Below are 15465 nucleotides of genomic sequence, written 5' to 3'. Positions count from 1 at the left end.
TCGGGCACCTCCTGGCGGTGGAGCTGGCGCCGCGACCCGGTGATCCGGTTTCCCGACCGTACGGCGTGGGTTCGGCGGTGCGGGCCGCGGTGACTTCCTCGCGGGTCATGGCCTCGTCGACCAGGCGGACGACGGCGGGGCGCCCAAGGGTGGCGGTGAAGCGGAGTACGGCGAGCGGGTCGCGTTCGGCCAGGATCTTGGGCGGCAGGGTGACCGATGAGCGCCGTCTGTGTCCGTCACCGACTAACGGAACTCGTGGACGACCTCGATCGGACCGACGATGTGCGCGTTGAACTCGTTCAGTTCCTCGGCCGGGACCCACAGCATCGGAGCAGCGGACCCGCCGAAGGACCGTGTCGAGTAGCGGCCCAGGAAGCCTGTCTCGACGTGGAAGCGAGCCACGTAGCGCACGGATCCGAACAGGTTCCAGTCTCGGGCAGCCCCGATTGCGAAGTCCTCGCTGAGGATTGGAAAGAAGTGCGCTTCGTCTGGCGAGAGTGCCGGCCACCTGCGCCAACCCGTTTCGCGGACCAGGTCGCGTTCCTGCTGTCCCATCGGGCGCCACAGCACAGTCGTTCCGTCGCTGCTCATGTAGTCCTCGCCGCTGCGGTCGGTCGTGAAAGCGGACAGTACCCCTACCGCCGAACCGAAATTCCACGCCTTCCGCCCTGACCGCCGGAGGTACACCGATGACGGCTCTGACCCTGCCTGGCGTCGAACCCCGTCCCGCCCCCGGTCACTCCTTGGCCGGGTCGCGGGCGGCCCGCATGGCGCTTCCTCGCTCGGTCGACGTGCTGAAGGAGATTGCGGCCGAGTACGGCATCTGCGTTCGGCCGCTCGCCATGCGGCGCGCGGATCTCGACACCGGCCGTACCGTCGCTCTGGTGCTGCGGCAGCACATCAGTACTGCGACCCGGTGGCGCTTGCCCTGCCGTTGGAGAACCCGGCCGACGACGAGCGGGTCACGGTGCCGCTGCTGTTCACCACCACCGGGCGGGGCGCGATCAACCGGCGTACCTTCGACAACAAGAGTTGGCGCCCCGCTGTGCTCGCGGCCGGCATCACGCCGATCCGGGCCACCGGGATGCATGGCGCTGCGTCACTTCTACGCCTCGTCGCTGCTCGACGCGGGGGGAGAGCATCAAGGCCCTTGCGTCGTACCTCGGTCACACCGACCCCGGGTTCGCGCTCCGGTGTATGGGCACCTGATGCCAGCCAGCGAGGAGCGCACCCGCAATGCCATAGACAGTCTGTCTAGGTCTGCTGCTGAGGTTCCGGGATCGCGTCCGTGACAGCGCTGTGCCTGAAGGCCAGACTCGTCCGAGTGGAACTCGTTGAGTTGGGTGTGGTCGCTGCCCCATCCGGTGTCTTGGTCCTCGCGACGGTCGGGCACCTCGACTACATCTGGCCGAGCATTGGCGAGCGGCTTTCCGATCGTGCGGCGGCGGTCGCCGCCACTGGTGGTGGCCATATCCAGGAATGGCTGTTCGAGGCGGTCGCCGTACCTGTCGCCGCAGATCGTCCGCTTTCCGTGCTGGCGGCTACCCAGCCGTCCCCGTTCTTCGGCGAGGCTGCCATCACGATGCTTGAGGTTCGTCTGGGCGGAGAGAACGCCAGCCGGTTGCTCGGTGACCTTCCTGCCGACCGGTGCGGCATGGTCCTGGGCGACGCCGTCGCCCTCGATTCGTGGGTCGGCCTGTCCGTGGAGCCGTATACCGACTACAACAACTTTCGCCGGTCCGCCAAGAACCATCCGCTGCACGTCGGTCCGGTCGAGGTTGCCGGCTGCCCCGTCCTCGGCATCGGCTGGGGCGAGGGTGACCATTCGACCTTCGGCGGCCTGATTCTCTCGTCTACTTGGCCCTGACGCCGGCTCACCCCGACCACAACCGGCCGGAGCGTGGCGAGGCTCGCTGCTACCGCAGCGGACGTGACACGGTCACCTGCACCCTGGCCGTGCAGGTGACCCGGGAGCTGACCGTCGGCGAGGTTGTTCGCCCTTAGTCTGAGGCATGCTCGAAGCCGGCAGCCGCACGCGTAGCCAGCCACCCCCACCGGCCATCGTCTTCGAGGCACTCACCGAGCCCGACCGCGACCCGGCGCGTCCCTGGCTGCGGCTGCTCGACGACGAGCAAACGCCGCAGATCCTGCACGTGGAGCATCCGCGCCTGGTCATGTGGTCGTCACTATGGCCCAGGCGCCCTGATGCTCAGGTGCGTTTCGACCTGATGCCCGACGGTGGACAGGGCACGCAGTTGCGCTGGACGCTGTTGGTCGCCGAGCCCATGCCCGACCCGTCGCTGCTCGGATACCTACGCAAGCGGCTCAACGAACTGATCAACGCGAACCTGCGGTCCACATTCGGCCAGTAGTCAGACCACGGCTGGTAGGCCCCCAGCCAACGATCGGCGCACCACGATGAAAACTGGGCTTGCGGAGGCCTTCGCGGTGGGCGACGCAAGGCTCGCGCGGCGAGGGACAATGCGCCGATGGAGGGTCACCGACGCTGCCGTCTCGCCGTCAGCGACGACGAGCTGGAGCTTGCCGGGCCGCCGGCTGCGCTCCGTGCCCTCAGCCGGCTGCTTCGCCAACATGCCGAGCCCATCGAGGTGACGGTCACCGGCGGGGTCGTCAGTCAGAAGGCGACCGCAGGCCCGTTGCTTGTCGGGCTGCGAGGCGGAACCACGCTGCAGTTCTCCGGCGGGCGTGAGTATCTCGACATCATCTGGGACGCGCTGGATGGGGTGGCTGAGCAGGCCGAGACTGCCGATGATCGGGCAGTTCGTCGGCATCAGCACATTGAGTACCTCCCTGGCGACGACTACCGGTCGCCGGACCTGGTCCCACTGGTCATCGTGGCTGACTGGCCAGAACCGTAGGTGCACGTCCGCCGGGCGGTGGCTGTCTGTCAACTGATCTGCCACACCCTTGATGCGCTGCTTGCAGCAGATTTGGATGTCTGACCGAGGTGCGTGCTCTCAGCGGGCGGCTAGTTCCGGAGCAGGTGGTCACGTCTGGGGATGGCCGGTGATGCCGTCCAGGACGGTGATCAGGTTGTGGTGGAACGTCTCCTCGGCGTTGAGGTGGGCGCCGTCGATGACGAGCCGGGCGATGGTGGGGTAGCGGCCTGTGTCGAGCATGCGTGTCAGGTAGGGCCCGAGGGCGGCCTGCCACGCGGGCACGTCGGTGCCGGTGGCACGGGCGGTGCGCCGCTCGGTGACCTCGCTGCGGAGCGCCCCGATGATGAACGCGTTGAGGGCGCCCACGGCCCGCTGGAGGTCGTCGATTCCGCGTACGCCGGGGGCCTGGCTGAGCGCCGCCGCGGTCGATTCGCCCACGGCGAGCGCATGAGGTCCCAGGTGCGGCCTCGCGCCGAGCAGGTCGGCGAACCACTCATGCTCCAGAGCGGCGTCGCGGGTCCGGTGGACGACGGCCAGTAGCGTGGCGCGCCACTCGGAGTGCTGGCCAGCCTCGGCGATCTGGGCATACACGGCGTCGACCATCAGGTCGAGCAGTTCGGATCTGTTGGTCACGTAGTCGTAGAGCCGCATCGGCCCGACACCGAGCTCTTTGGCGATCTTGCGAACCGACAGGCCGTCGAGGCCGTCAGCGTCGGCGAGCCGGATGGCCGTGGCGGCGATCTTCGCGCGGCTCAGCGGCACCGGCGCCGCTCGCGGTTGAGGCTCGGGCCGTTCCCAGACGGGCAACGGCGCGCTACCGTACGGCGTATCCATGAGGTACAGCGTACGGTAACGGAGGTGATGATGCGGATCGCGATTGCCGGCGGTGGCCTCGGCGGCCTGACACTGGCGCGAATCCTGCACCGGCACGGCATCGACGCAATGGTGTACGAACGCGAGGCGGGCCGATCCGCGCGATCGCAGGGTGGATCGCTCGACCTGCACCCGGAGTCCGGGCAGCGGGCCCTGGCCCGGGCGGGCCTCGCCGACCGGTTCCGGTCCGAGGCGCGGCCGGAGGGCGAGGAACATCGCATCCTCGACCCGGCCGGGCGCACCCTCGTGCACCACACGCCACAACCCGGCTCGTTCTCCGGACGCCCCGAGATCGACCGCGCCGCACTGCGCGATCTTCTGCTCGATTCGCTCCCCGGCGACGCGGTGGCCTGGCAGCACCGGCTCGTGGCGGCGACGCCGCGACCCGACGGAGGCTTCGGGCTGACGTTCGACGGTGGCCACCGCGCCGACTGCGACGTCCTCGTCGGCGCGGACGGCGCGCGCTCGGTCGTGCGGTCGCTGCTCACCGACGCGAAACTGTCCTACGTGGCCACCCTGGTGGAGTTGAGCATCAGTGACGCCGACCGGCGCCACCCGGATATCGCCGAGCTGGTCGGCCCCGGGAACCTGTGGTGCGTCGGCGTGAACCAGATCCTTGCCGCGCAACGCCTCGGCGACGGCGGCATCCGAGTGGGCATCTCCCTCCGTGCGGACGATCGGCACCCGGACACCTACGGCAGCAAGCGTGCTCTGCTGGAGATGTTCGACGGCTGGGACCGGAGTCTCACCGCACTCATCGAAGCCGGCGACAGCGCGCCGACGCCTCGCAGGATCGAGGCGCTGCCCATCGGCACACGCTGGGCCCACCAGCCGGGCGTCACCCTCATCGGTGACGCCGCGCACCTCATGCCGCCGGTCGGCGAGGGCGCCAACCAGGCCATGCTCGACGGCGCCGAACTCGCCGGCGAACTCGCCGCCGACCCCGCCGACCCGGACTCGGCGATCCGGGCGTACGAGGAGGCGATGTTCACCAGGATCATCCCGATCGCCGAAATGTCCGCGCGAGTCCAGGCGATGATGCTGTCCCCGACCGCGGCCGACGACATCGTCCGCTTCTTCACGCCGCGGCCCGAGCCGCAGGAGTTAGCGCCCTCGTACGAGGGGTAGTCGGCGAGCGCTCCTGACAAGCGGCGGGGAGGTCGTATGACGGCGACCAGCACCTTCTTCGAGCAGTTGGCCGATGTCGGCCACGATCCACGGTTGTGCAAGGTCCGCGGCACCATCCGGTTCGACATCCGGGAGGGGGACCGGGTGGAGCAGTGGCTGCTCGACATCGACCACGGAAGCATGCGGGTGACGCAGGGCGACGGCCCGGCGGACACGGTCATCACGGTCGCCGCCGACGTCGCGGAGGCGATGACGCGGGGTGAGATGAACGGCCTGGCCGGGATCACCCGGGGCGAGATCATGGTCGACGGGAACCTCGCGTTGGCGCTGCGGATCGGGCGGCTGTTCCCGGTGCCCCCCGCCGAACGGCAGCAGGCCGTTTCCGGCCGCGCGGAGTGACCACATGAAGGACATCCCGGGCACCGTGTCGTGCATCGACGGCAGCACCTTCATCGTCTCGGATTCCAGCGGTGACGTGGAGTCCTCACCCGCGACCCCGGTCGGCCTGTTCGCCGCCGACTCGCGTTTCCTGTCCCGCTGGGTGCTCACCGTCAACGGCGAGCGGCTGACCGCGCTGTCGGTGGACGACAGCCAGTACTACGAGGCGGCGTTCTTCGTGGTGCCGGGCGGGCAGACCGACTACGTGGAGGCCGACGTGTCGGCGATCCGGCGGCGGCGGATCGGGCCGGAACTGACCGAGTCGTTGACGGTGTTCAACTACGGCGAGAAGGAGATGGACCTCGACGTGCGACTGGAGGTGGCGGCCGACTTCGCCGACATCTTCGACATCAAGTTCGACATCCGCCAGAAGGCCGGCAGCCACTACACCCACGTCGGTCCGGACGAGTTGCGCCTGGGCTACCAGCGCGGCACGTTCCGGCGCGAGGTGTCCGTCTCGGCAAGTGAGCCCGCCGACTTCGACCGGGACGGGCTCCGCTTCACGCTGCGGCTGCCGCCCGGCGCCCGGTGGTCGACGGAGCTGCGGGTCGTCATGCGGGCGCTGCGTCCGGACGGTGTCGACCTCCGCGCCGCCGTGCGGGCGCTGCGTCCGGACGCCGCCACGCTGCCGACGAGCGTACGGGAGTGGCTCGCGGAGGCCCCGAAGCTGGACACCGACAGCGACGCGCTGCAAGAGGTGTACCACCGCAGCCTGGTGGACCTGGCGGCGCTGCGCTTCGCTCCGCTCTCGCTCAGCGGCGCGACCGTGCCGGCGGCCGGGTTGCCCTGGTTCATGACCCTGTTCGGTCGGGACAGCCTGCTGACCTGCCTGCAGAGCCTGCCCTTCACCCCGTCGCTGACCCCGCCGACGCTGCGGATCCTCGCCTCGTTGCAGGGCGCCCGGACCGACAACGTCCTGGAAGAGGATCCCGGTCGGATCCTGCACGAGCTGCGCTACGGCGAGTCGGCCGCGTTCGAGGAACAGCCGCACTCGCCGTACTACGGCACCGTGGACGCCTCGCCGCTGTTCGTGGTGCTGCTCGACGAGTACGAACGGTGGAGCGGCGACGGGGCGCTGGTGATGGAGCTGGAGCAGGAGGCCCGGGCGGCCCTGGCGTGGATCGACAAGTACGCCGACCTGACGTCCACCGGCTACCTCTGGTACGAGCGACGCAACCGGGTCACCGGGCTGGAGAACCAGTGCTGGAAGGACTCCTGGGACAGCATCTCCTACGCCGACGGCAGGCTGCCGGGCTTCCCCAGGGCCACCTGCGAGGCCCAGGGCTACGCGTACGACGCCAAGATCCGGGCGGCGCGGCTGGCCCGTACGTTCTGGGACGATCCGGCCTACGCGGACCGGCTGGAGAGCGAGGCGGCGGCGCTGTACGAGCGCTTCAACCGGGACTTCTGGCTCGACGACCGGGGTTACTACGCGCTCGCCCTCGACAGCGACGGCACTCCCGTCGACAGCCTCTCCTCCAACATCGGGCACCTGCTGTGGAGCGGGATCGTGCCGCCGGATCGGGCCGCGCGCGTCGCCGAGCACCTGATGGGGCCGGCGCTCTTCTCCGGCTGGGGAGTGCGGACCCTCGCCGAGGGGCAGGGCCGCTACAACCCGCTCGGATACCACCGTGGCACCGTCTGGCCGTTCGACAACTCGTTCATCGCCTGGGGCCTGCGCCGCTACGGATTCGCCGCCGAGGCGGGACGCATCGCCGAGGGCATCATCGACGCGGCCACCTACTTCCAGGGCCGGCTGCCCGAAGCCTTCGGCGGGTTCGACCGGCACACCACGCGGTACCCGGTCCGGTACCCCACCGCCGGCAGCCCACAGGCATGGTCCAGCGGAGCGTCCCTGCTGCTCATCCGGATCATGCTCGGCATCGAACCGCACGAGGACCATCTCGCCGTGAGCCCGGCACTGCCCTCCGGCTTCGACCGGCTCGCGCTGCTGGACATCCCGGGCCGCTGGGGCAGGGTGGACGCGTTCGCCCGGCACCGCTTCGACCGGCCACGAGCCAATGGCGGCGGATCCGACCCGGGCCTGCCCTGAGCCGGAGCCGAACCCTGGATCCGGTGGAGCCCGTCAGCGGCTGATCTCGTCCAGGACGCGGCGTTGGAAGGTGCGGGCCTCGGGACCGCTCGGCGGCGGCCCGCCGGCCCGCGCTGCGATCGACCGTTCGATCAGGCCGGCGGCCCCACCGCCGATCGGGTCGGCCCGCCGGCCGTCGGCGGCCAGCCGGTGGCCGGCGTCGACCTTCGACAGCCAGACGCCGTGCCGGACCTTGACCAAGGAGCGGCAGCCACCGAGCACCGCGTCCTCGGCCCCGGGGGCGGGGCCGTCGCCGGGCGGGGTCGGCAGGGCCAGCCACCAGCGCAGCGCGTCGGTCAGCAGGCGGCGCAGGTCGGCGGGGGAGAGGTCGGCGAAGGCCTCGGCGGCCGGCGGCCCGAGCAGCGCGTACCCGCACTGGTGCAGGATGCTGCGGTCCAGGCCGTACCAGAACAGGCCGTCCTCGGCGGGACGGTCGGCGGCGGCCCACGTCGCCCGGAACGGCATCCGCGCCCCGGTGTTCAGCTCGACCTCGAACCCGGGTTCCGGCGTGCCGGAGCGGGCGACCGCCCGGCGATACACGACCAGCTCCAGCCCGCGCGCGGGGCACGGCAACGCCTCGTGCCGCAGCCGCGCCACCAGCTCCCGCCGGCGCCCGAGGTCGAGGGCGTCGGCGCAGACCAGCGCGACGTCCACGTCGCTGCGCCCCGGCTGGTACGCGCCCAGCCCGACCGAGCCGGCCGCGTACGCCCCGACGAGGTCGTCGCCGAGCACGTCGCGGGCGGTGGCGACCAGGTCGGCGAGGTAGCGGCGCAGGGGCGGGTCGAGGTCAGTCATCGGACTCGGCCCAGGCCGTCCCCGCGGGCAGGAACCACGCGGTCGTCTCCGGGCCGAGGGCGTGCGCGATGGTCAGCCGCGCGTGCCGGTCCAGCGCGGGCAGCCGGTCCGGCGGGAACCACTCCACGGCCACCGACTCGTCGTCGTTGACCCGGGCGGTGCCGGCGACCAGCCGGCAGTGGAAGCCGAGGTTGAGGAACTCGCACCGGTCGCCGTTGGGGTAGGTCCGCGGGCGCGACACGACGCTGCTCAGGCGGACCGGCTCGACCTCCAGGCCCGTCTCCTCCCGCACCTCGCGGACCACCGCCGTGGCCGGCTGCTCGCCCGGCTCGACGATGCCGCTGACCACCGACCAGCGCCCGTCGTCGGCGCGCCTGCCGAGCAGGAGCTCGCCGGCGTCGTTGCGCACCACCGCGCTCACGCTCGGCAGCAGGAGCAGGTCATGGCCGACGCGCTCGCGCAGCCGCAGGATGTGGTCGGGAACGCCCATCCGGCGACCCTAACCCGCCCCCCCCGTCCGGCGGATCGCCCCGCGTCACCCCGACAGGCTGATCTCCCGGGCCACCCGGGCGTACTCCCTGGCCAACTCGGCGTCGATGCGGGCCATCCGCTCCTCGGTGAGCACCACCGCCGCTTCGCGCGTGGGCCGGCTCTCCAGCATCCGCCGCCGCAGCCCGGTGGGCGGATGGCTGGAGAAGAGCGACGCCTCGTCGCGGACGGAGAGTTGACGCAGCCGCGGCAGCCGGTCGGCCGCCGCCGCCCGGGCCTCGGCCGCCGCCGCCCGCCAACGGTCCGCGCCGTGCCCGGCCCGTGCCTCCCGGCGTACTGCGAGCGCCGTCGACCCGCTCGCCAGCGCGACGTCCAGCAGGCCGGTCGCGCCGGCCGACCCGGCCACCCGGGCCGACAGCTCGTCGGCCAGGTACTCGGCGCGCTGACTGTCCCGCAGCGCGACGCTGAGCAGGACCAGGTGCGCGCCGAACAGCAGCCGGGACAGCACCCAGCCGAACGCCTTGCCCAGTGCCTCGCCGACCATCTCCACCAGACCGACGGCGGAGACGGTGTCCACCGGGCGGACCAGGTCCGCCGCCGAGCCGAGCATGGTGAAGGCGGGCTGGCTGAGCAGCATCCGCCGGGGGTCGCCGTTGACGAAGTGGCCCAACTCGTGGCCGAGCAGCGCCACCCGCTCCTGCGGGCCGAGCACACCGAAGTACGGCAGCCCCAGGCAGAGCACCCGCCGCCGGCGCACCCCGACCAGCCCCGCGTACGCGTTCAGGTCGCCGTCCACCCCGACGACGTCCGGCACGGGCGCGCCCACCGCTGCCGCCACCTCGTCGATCAGTGCGTGCAGTTGCGGTGCCCGCTCCCGGGTGACGACCTCCAGGTCCGGGTCGAGCCGGCCGAACCTGGGCCGCAGCGCCACCGCCAGGCCGAGCAGCGCGACGCCGGGCAGGACCGCCAGGTTCGGGAACGGGAACGCCACGAGCAGCCAGATGCCGGTGGCCGCGAGCGCGCCCACCCCGGCGATCAGCACCAGCGACGCGGCGGCGGTCAGCAGCCCGGCGCGCCCCCGCCCGTTCGCGTCGAGCGGTCGCCCGACGAGTCGGGTGTACTGGCTGCGGGTCGTCCGGAACGCGAGCCGGTACGTCCACCTGTCCACCCACGCCCAGCCGAACTCGGGGCGCCGCCGGCGGTGGTCGTACGCGTCGAGGTTCCACTCGCAGTCGAGGCACCAGGGCGTGGCGTCGCCCAGCGACACCGTGCCGGACCCGCACCTCGGGCAGTCTGTAGCAGACATCGTGTCGATCACGACGCCCGATCCTGCCCACGGCGGCCACCCGCCGGAACCGGCTGTTCAGCCGATGCCCACCGGACGCGGGTGCGACCGCCGGCGGCTGCCGCGCGGCGGGTGACCCCTTGCGGGCCGACGGGGCGGGCGCCGTACCCCCGACCAGCCCTGTTTTCGCAGTTCCAGCCCTTGACGGCGGGGGCACGTCTACTGTGGAGAACATCGGCGACTTGTGGTGTTCCGGTGGCGGCCGGGTGGTTCGCGGTGCACAGTGATCCCATGAGCGACAGCGGAAGCGGTGGGCACTTCTACTGGTGCACCCGGCACCACCGGGTCGAGACCGACGCCGACGTGTGCCCCGCCAGGCACGTTCTGGGGCCGTACGCCTCAGCCAGCGACGCGGAGAACGCCCTGCAGACGGTGCGGGAGCGCAACGACGCGTGGGAGGCCGAGGACGCCCGCTGGGCCGGGGAGGACAGATAGGCGGCGCGGGACGGCCCGCGCCGAGGCACGTGGTGCTCCGCGAGGGCGAGAGCACGTCCCCAGGAAGGGAACCGAGATGGCCGAAGCACAGCAGGCCACCACCCGCCCGGCCGCCAGACGTACGACCGCCAGGAAGACCGCCGCGGCGGAACGGACCGCGGGCACGGCGCGGACCGTGCGCCCGTCCGCCACGTCCACGGCGGCGAAGAAGGCACCGGCCAGCAAGGCGACCGGCGGCGCGGGACGGGCCCCGGCGAAGAAGACCCCCGCCGCTGCGAAGGCTCCCGCCGCCGCGAAGGCTCCCGCCGCTGCGAAGGCTTCAGCTGCGACGGCTCCCGCGAAGAAGGCTCCCGCCGCGAAGGCTCCCGCGAAGAGGGCGGCGACCAGGGTCGCCACCGCGGCGAAGAAGACGACGGCCGCGGCGAAGAAGACGACCGCCACCGCCGCGAAGAAGGCGCCCGGCGCGGCGAAGCGGACGACGGCGGCGGCCAGGAGCACGGCGGCGAAGAAGACGACCTCGGCGAAGACGCCGGCCCGGCAGGCGGCGACGAAGGCCGCCACCACGGCGAGGAAGGCCACCGCGCCGGCGAAGAAGGCCACCGCCAGCGGCACCGCCCCCGCCCGCAAGGTCACCTCGGCGGCGAAGAAGACCACCACGGCGGCTCGGCAGGCGGCGAAGAAGACCACGACGGCGGCGAAGGCCCCGGCGAAGAAGGCCACCGCCAAGACGACGACGGCGGCGAAGAAGACGACGGCGGCGAAGAAGACGACGGCGGCGGCGAGGAAGACGGCCGCGACCCGGCCCACCGGCGGCGCCCGCAAGGCCGTCGCGACGAAGGCCCCCGCCAACAAGGCCACCGCGACCTCCTCGGCCACCACCCGCAAGGCGGCGGCGAAGAAGGCCCCGGCGAAGAAGACGGCCGTCGCCCGGGCCCCGGCGAAGAAGGTCACCGTCGCCAGGGCGCCGGCAAAGAAGGTCACCGCCCGCAAGGCGCCCGCCCCGACGACCGCGGCCCGGGCCACCGCCCCCCGGGGCGTACGGGCGAGCGCGCGCAGGGCGACCGGCTGACCGCGACGCGGATGATCGGCACTCGCCGGGAAGCGGATCATCCGCCACACTGTCAGGATTGACCCCGTGGTGATCCGACGCGTACTCGCACCCCGCATCGACTTCGGCGCGCTGCGCCGCGAACTGGGACTGCCCGAGGGGTTCCCGGCCGAGGCGCAGCGCGAGGCCGACGCCGCGGCGGCCGCGCCGCCCCGGCCCGCCGCCGACCGCACCGACGTCCCGTTCGTCACCGTGGACCCCGCCGGTTCGCGCGACCTGGACCAGGCGATGCACCTCGCCCGCCGACCCGGTGGCGGCTACCGGGTGTCGTACGCGATCGCCGACGTCGCCGCGCACGTCCGTCCCGGCGGCGCGCTGGAGGAGGAGACCTGGCGGCGCGGGCAGACCGTCTACCTGCCCGACGGCACCGTGCCGTTGCACCCCGAGACCCTCAGCGAGGGCGCGGCCAGCCTCCTGCCGGACGTCGACCGGGCCGCCGTGCTGTGGACGATCGACCTGGACGGCGACGGCGGCACCGTCGGGGTCACGCTCGAACGCGCGCTGGTGCGCAGCCGGGCCAAGCTGGACTACGTCGGCGTCCAGGCGGCCGCCGACGCCGGCCGGCTGCCCGACGCCATTGCCCTGCTGCCCGAGATCGGGGTCCTGCTCACCGCGCGCGGGCTGCGCCGGGGAGCGATCAACCTGCCGCTGCCCGAGCAGGACGTCGAGGCCGACGGCGACGGCTGGCGGCTGGTGCTGCGCGGGCCGGTGCCGATGGAGGAGCACAACGCCCAGATCTCGCTGCTGACCGGGATGGCCGCCGCCGACATCATGCTCGCCGGCGGCATCGGCCTGCTGCGTACGATGCCGGCGCCGAAGCCCGAGGCGGTGGCGCGGCTGCGGGCCGCCGCCGCCCCGCTGGGCGTGCACTGGCCGGACGGCGCCGGCCCCGGCGAGGTGATCGCCGGGCTGGACCCGTCGCAGCCCCGGGCCGCCGCCTTCGTGGACCAGGCGGCTGAGCTGATGCGGGGCGCCGCGTACACGGCCTTCGACGGCGCGCCGCCCGAGCAGCGGGAGCACGGCGGGGTCGCGGCCGCGTACGCCCATGTCACGGCGCCGCTGCGGCGACTGGCCGACAGGTACGCCACGGAGGTCTGCCTGGCCCTGCACGAGGGCCGGGCGGTGCCCGACTGGGCCCGCGCGGCGCTGCCCCGGCTGCCCGAGGTGATGGCCGCGACCGACCGGACCGCCTCGGCGGCCACCCGGGGCGCGATCGAGCTGGCCGAGGCGGTGCTGCTGGAGCACCGGGTGGGGGAGACCTTCGACGCGGCGGTGCTGGACGTCGACGCGGCCCCGGACGGCAAGGCCCGCCCGGGCCGTCGGCCCGGCGGCACCGTGGCGCTGGACGAACCGCCGGTGCGGGCCCGCTGCCTCGGCGAGCTGCCGCTCGGCGAGCGGGTGCGGGTCCGCCTGGTCACCGCCGACCCCGCCACCCGCGCGGTGGCCTTCGAACTGGCCTGATCCCGCCGGCCCGCCCACCTCTGCGTGATGGCTGCCGGGCGGGCCCGGTCCCGCCGGCGGATGCCCCGGCACCGTCGGCGGCAGCGGGGATTGTCACAGCGCCCGCCGGTGCCGCCGGCCTGCGGGTTTGCGAGGATGGCGGCATGGCTTACGACGCGAGCACGCTGCCCGACGTGTCCGGGCTGACCGTCGGCATCATCGGCGGCACGGGCGACCAGGGGAGGGGTCTCGCCTACCGGTTCGCCCGGGCCGGCCAGTCCGTGCTGATCGGGTCCCGTACCGCCGAGCGGGCCGTCCAGTCCGCCGAGGAGATCGCGGCCCTGCCCGGCGTGCCCGCCGGGGCACCGGTGGCCGGCGGCGGCAACGAGGAGGTGGCCCGGCGCAGCGACGTGGTCATCATCGCGGTGCCGTGGGACGGGCACGCCGCCACCGTCGCCGCGCTCGCCGAGCCGCTCGCCGGCAAGATCGTCGTCGACTGCGTGAACCCGCTGGGCTTCGACAAGCAGGGCCCGTACGCCCTCACGGTCGCCGAGGGCAGCGCCGTGCAGCAGGCCGCCGCGCTGCTGCCCGACTCCCGGGTCTGCGCCGCGTTCAACCACGTCAGCGCCCCGCTGCTCGCCGACCCGGAGATCGAGCGGATCGACCTCGACGTGCTGATCTGCACCGAGGACCGCGAGCTGGTCGGCGTGGTCGCCGCGCTGGCCGCCCGGATCCCCGGCATGCGCGGCATCTACGCCGGCCGGCTGCGCAACGCCCACCAGATCGAGGCGTTCACCGCCAACCTGATCGCCATCAACAAGCGCTACAAGGCGCACGCCGGCATCCGCGTCACCGACCTCTGAGTGCCCGCCTTCGCCGGCCCGCCCCGACTTGGCCCGTTCGCCCGAGATCTTGGTGGGAGACGGCCCCCAGAAGGGCCGTCCCGTACCAAGATCTCGGGCGGAGCGTGGCGGTGAGCGGGGCCGCCGGGGGAGACCGCCGGGCCGAGCTGGGTGTGATGGCCGGCAGGTGAAGTGGTGCCCGCGTCCGGTCGTACCCTCGGGGCAGTATCGGGGCATGATCTGGCACCTGACGATCGACTGTGCGGAACCGGCCCGGCTGGTGGCGTTCTGGGCGGAGGCGCTGCGCTACCGCCCCCAGCCTCCGCCGGACGGGCACACGACCTGGCGCGACTGGTACCTGGCGGCCGGCGTGCCCCCGGAGGAGCTCGGCGAGGGCGATGTCGTCGACCGGCTGGAGGACCCGAGCGGGGCCGGGCCGCGGATCTGGTTCCAGCCGGTGCCCGAGCCGAAATCGATCAAGAACCGGTTGCACATCGACCTGATGGTGGGCGGGGGCCGGTCGGTGCCACTGGCGGAGCGCCGCCGTCGGGTGGACGCGGAGGTCGCCCGCCTGACGGGGCTGGGAGCGCGGGTGTTGAGCTCGACGGACGTTCCGGAGGACGGCACCTACGCGGTGCAGCTCGCTGACCCGGAGGGCAACGAGTTCTGCGTGGTGTGAGCCCCGGCGGGCGGTGCGGCCCGCAGGGTCGCACCGCCCGTCTGACGGATCAGAAGGTGTGTTCCTCGGCGGGGAAGTCGCCGCCGCGGACCTCGTCGGCGAAGCGCCGGGTCGCGTCGGTCAGGGCGCCCGCCAGGTCGGCGTAGCGCTTCACGAAGCGCGGGGCCCTGCCGGTACGCAGGCCGGACATGTCCTGCCAGACCAGCACCTGGGCGTCGGTGTCCGCGCCGGCGCCGATGCCCACGGTCGGGATCGGCAGCTCCGCCGTGATCCGCTTGGCCACCTGCCCCGGCACCATCTCCAGCACCACGGCGAAGGCGCCCGCCTCGGCCACCGCCCGGGCGTCGGCGATCACGTCGTCGGCCGTGTCGCCGCGCCCCTGTACCCGGTAGCCGCCGATGGCGTGCTCGCTCTGCGGGGTGAAGCCGATGTGCGCCATCACGGGGATGCCGGCGCCGGTGATGGCGGCGATCTGCGCCGCGCAGCGCCGGCCGCCCTCCAGCTTGACGGCGTGGCAGCCGCCCTCCTTCATGAACCGCACGGCGGTACGCAGCGCCTGCGTGGGGCCCTCCTCGTAGGAGCCGAACGGCAGGTCGCCGACGACCAGCGCGTGCCGGGTCGCCCGGACCACCGCGCGGACCAGCGGGAGCAGCTCCTCGGCGGTCACCGGGACCGTGGTCTCGTAGCCGAAGACGTTGTTGGCCGCCGAGTCGCCGACCAGCAGCACCGGGATGCCGGCCTGGTCGAAGATCGAGGCGGTGTACTGGTCGTACGAGGTGAGCATCGGCCACCGCTCGCCGCGCTCCTTGGCGGCGATCAGGTCGCGGGTGCGTACCCGCCGGGTGGCCGGGCCGCCGTAGAGGGCGGTCACCTCGGACGGGGTGGACTCCACCATGACTGT

General features: G+C 72.9%; 16 protein-coding genes. 9 read left to right on the top strand and 7 right to left on the bottom strand.

Annotation, left to right across the window (positions count from 1 at the left end; genetic code table 11):
- Window positions 1-243: 243 nt before the first annotated feature.
- Window positions 244-591, bottom strand: coding sequence for an ADP-ribosylation/crystallin J1 (locus tag ACGFNF_RS01440; protein WP_393165016.1), 348 nt, complete (start codon window positions 589-591; stop codon window positions 244-246).
- A 733-nt stretch (window positions 592-1324) separates the two neighbouring features.
- On the opposite strand from ACGFNF_RS01440, the gene ACGFNF_RS01435 reads away from it, so the two are divergent.
- From ACGFNF_RS01435 to ACGFNF_RS01425, 3 genes are all read left to right on the top strand, one after another.
- Entirely contained in the window at window positions 1325-1867 is a 543-nt protein-coding gene (locus ACGFNF_RS01435; protein WP_393165014.1) for a hypothetical protein, read from the top strand.
- 145 nt (window positions 1868-2012) lie between these two features.
- Window positions 2013-2372, top strand: a complete 360-nt coding sequence (locus ACGFNF_RS01430) for a hypothetical protein (RefSeq protein WP_393165012.1) — start codon at window positions 2013-2015, stop codon at window positions 2370-2372.
- Window positions 2373-2489: 117 nt separating this feature from the next.
- A complete protein-coding gene (locus tag ACGFNF_RS01425; RefSeq protein ID WP_393165010.1) occupies window positions 2490-2879 on the top strand; it encodes a hypothetical protein in 390 nt (129 codons plus the stop codon).
- A gap of 129 nt (window positions 2880-3008) precedes the next feature.
- Here the strand turns inward: ACGFNF_RS01425 and ACGFNF_RS01420 are convergent, their stop codons facing one another.
- Entirely contained in the window at window positions 3009-3830 is an 822-nt protein-coding gene (locus ACGFNF_RS01420; protein WP_393165008.1) for a TetR/AcrR family transcriptional regulator, read from the bottom strand.
- Here ACGFNF_RS01420 and ACGFNF_RS01415 point away from each other — a divergent pair.
- The 3 genes from ACGFNF_RS01415 to ACGFNF_RS01405 are packed head-to-tail and all read left to right on the top strand — an operon-like array spanning window position 3762 to window position 7392.
- Window positions 3762-4901 (top strand): FAD-dependent oxidoreductase, encoded by a 1140-nt coding sequence (locus ACGFNF_RS01415; protein ID WP_393165331.1) that lies wholly within the window; start codon window positions 3762-3764, stop codon window positions 4899-4901. The two genes, ACGFNF_RS01420 and ACGFNF_RS01415, sit on opposite strands and share 69 nt — an antisense overlap.
- A gap of 36 nt (window positions 4902-4937) precedes the next feature.
- Complete coding sequence (locus ACGFNF_RS01410; protein ID WP_393165006.1) at window positions 4938-5300, top strand: SCP2 sterol-binding domain-containing protein; 363 nt, start codon at window positions 4938-4940, stop codon at window positions 5298-5300.
- Between the two features lie 13 nt (window positions 5301-5313).
- The gene (locus tag ACGFNF_RS01405) at window positions 5314-7392 is read left to right on the top strand and encodes a glycogen debranching N-terminal domain-containing protein (RefSeq protein ID WP_393165329.1); all 2079 of its coding nucleotides are present in this window, start codon (window positions 5314-5316) and stop codon (window positions 7390-7392) included.
- 33 nt (window positions 7393-7425) lie between these two features.
- On the opposite strand, the gene ACGFNF_RS01400 is transcribed toward ACGFNF_RS01405, so the two are convergent.
- The 4 genes from ACGFNF_RS01400 to ACGFNF_RS01385 form a co-directional block, all read right to left on the bottom strand.
- A complete protein-coding gene (locus ACGFNF_RS01400) occupies window positions 7426-8226 on the bottom strand; it encodes a nucleotidyltransferase domain-containing protein (protein WP_393165004.1) in 801 nt (266 codons plus the stop codon).
- On the bottom strand, window positions 8219-8716 hold the full coding sequence (locus tag ACGFNF_RS01395; RefSeq protein WP_393165003.1) for an NUDIX domain-containing protein: 498 nt from the start codon (window positions 8714-8716) through the stop codon (window positions 8219-8221). The genes ACGFNF_RS01400 and ACGFNF_RS01395 overlap by 8 nt, the downstream gene beginning before the upstream one ends.
- 45 nt (window positions 8717-8761) lie before the next feature.
- Entirely contained in the window at window positions 8762-10033 is a 1272-nt protein-coding gene (locus ACGFNF_RS01390) for a M48 family metallopeptidase (RefSeq protein ID WP_393165001.1), read from the bottom strand.
- A 366-nt stretch (window positions 10034-10399) separates the two neighbouring features.
- Window positions 10400-11605, bottom strand: coding sequence for a hypothetical protein (locus tag ACGFNF_RS01385; protein ID WP_393164999.1), 1206 nt, complete (start codon window positions 11603-11605; stop codon window positions 10400-10402).
- 25 nt (window positions 11606-11630) lie between these two features.
- Between ACGFNF_RS01385 and ACGFNF_RS01380 the strand changes: the two genes are divergently transcribed.
- The 3 genes from ACGFNF_RS01380 to ACGFNF_RS01370 all read left to right on the top strand — a co-directional run bounded on the left by ACGFNF_RS01380 (window position 11631) and on the right by ACGFNF_RS01370 (window position 14564).
- The gene (locus tag ACGFNF_RS01380; protein WP_393164997.1) at window positions 11631-13064 is read left to right on the top strand and encodes an RNB domain-containing ribonuclease; all 1434 of its coding nucleotides are present in this window, start codon (window positions 11631-11633) and stop codon (window positions 13062-13064) included.
- A gap of 143 nt (window positions 13065-13207) precedes the next feature.
- Window positions 13208-13906 (top strand): NADPH-dependent F420 reductase, encoded by a 699-nt coding sequence (gene npdG / locus ACGFNF_RS01375; protein WP_393164995.1) that lies wholly within the window; start codon window positions 13208-13210, stop codon window positions 13904-13906.
- 214 nt (window positions 13907-14120) lie between these two features.
- Window positions 14121-14564: a VOC family protein gene (locus ACGFNF_RS01370; protein WP_393164993.1), complete on the top strand. Its 444-nt coding sequence runs from the start codon at window positions 14121-14123 to the stop codon at window positions 14562-14564.
- A 49-nt stretch (window positions 14565-14613) separates the two neighbouring features.
- On the opposite strand, the gene panB is transcribed toward ACGFNF_RS01370, so the two are convergent.
- Window positions 14614-15459 (bottom strand): 3-methyl-2-oxobutanoate hydroxymethyltransferase, encoded by an 846-nt coding sequence (gene panB / locus ACGFNF_RS01365; protein WP_393164991.1) that lies wholly within the window; start codon window positions 15457-15459, stop codon window positions 14614-14616.
- Window positions 15460-15465: the final 6 nt, after the last annotated feature.

The organism is Micromonospora sp. NPDC048868 (assembly GCF_043198195.1).
Classification (GTDB): Bacteria; Actinomycetota; Actinomycetes; order Mycobacteriales; family Micromonosporaceae; genus Micromonospora; species Micromonospora reichwaldensis.
The sequence above is the reverse complement of the archived record's forward strand: the minus strand, read 5'-3'. Positions and strand labels throughout refer to the sequence as shown.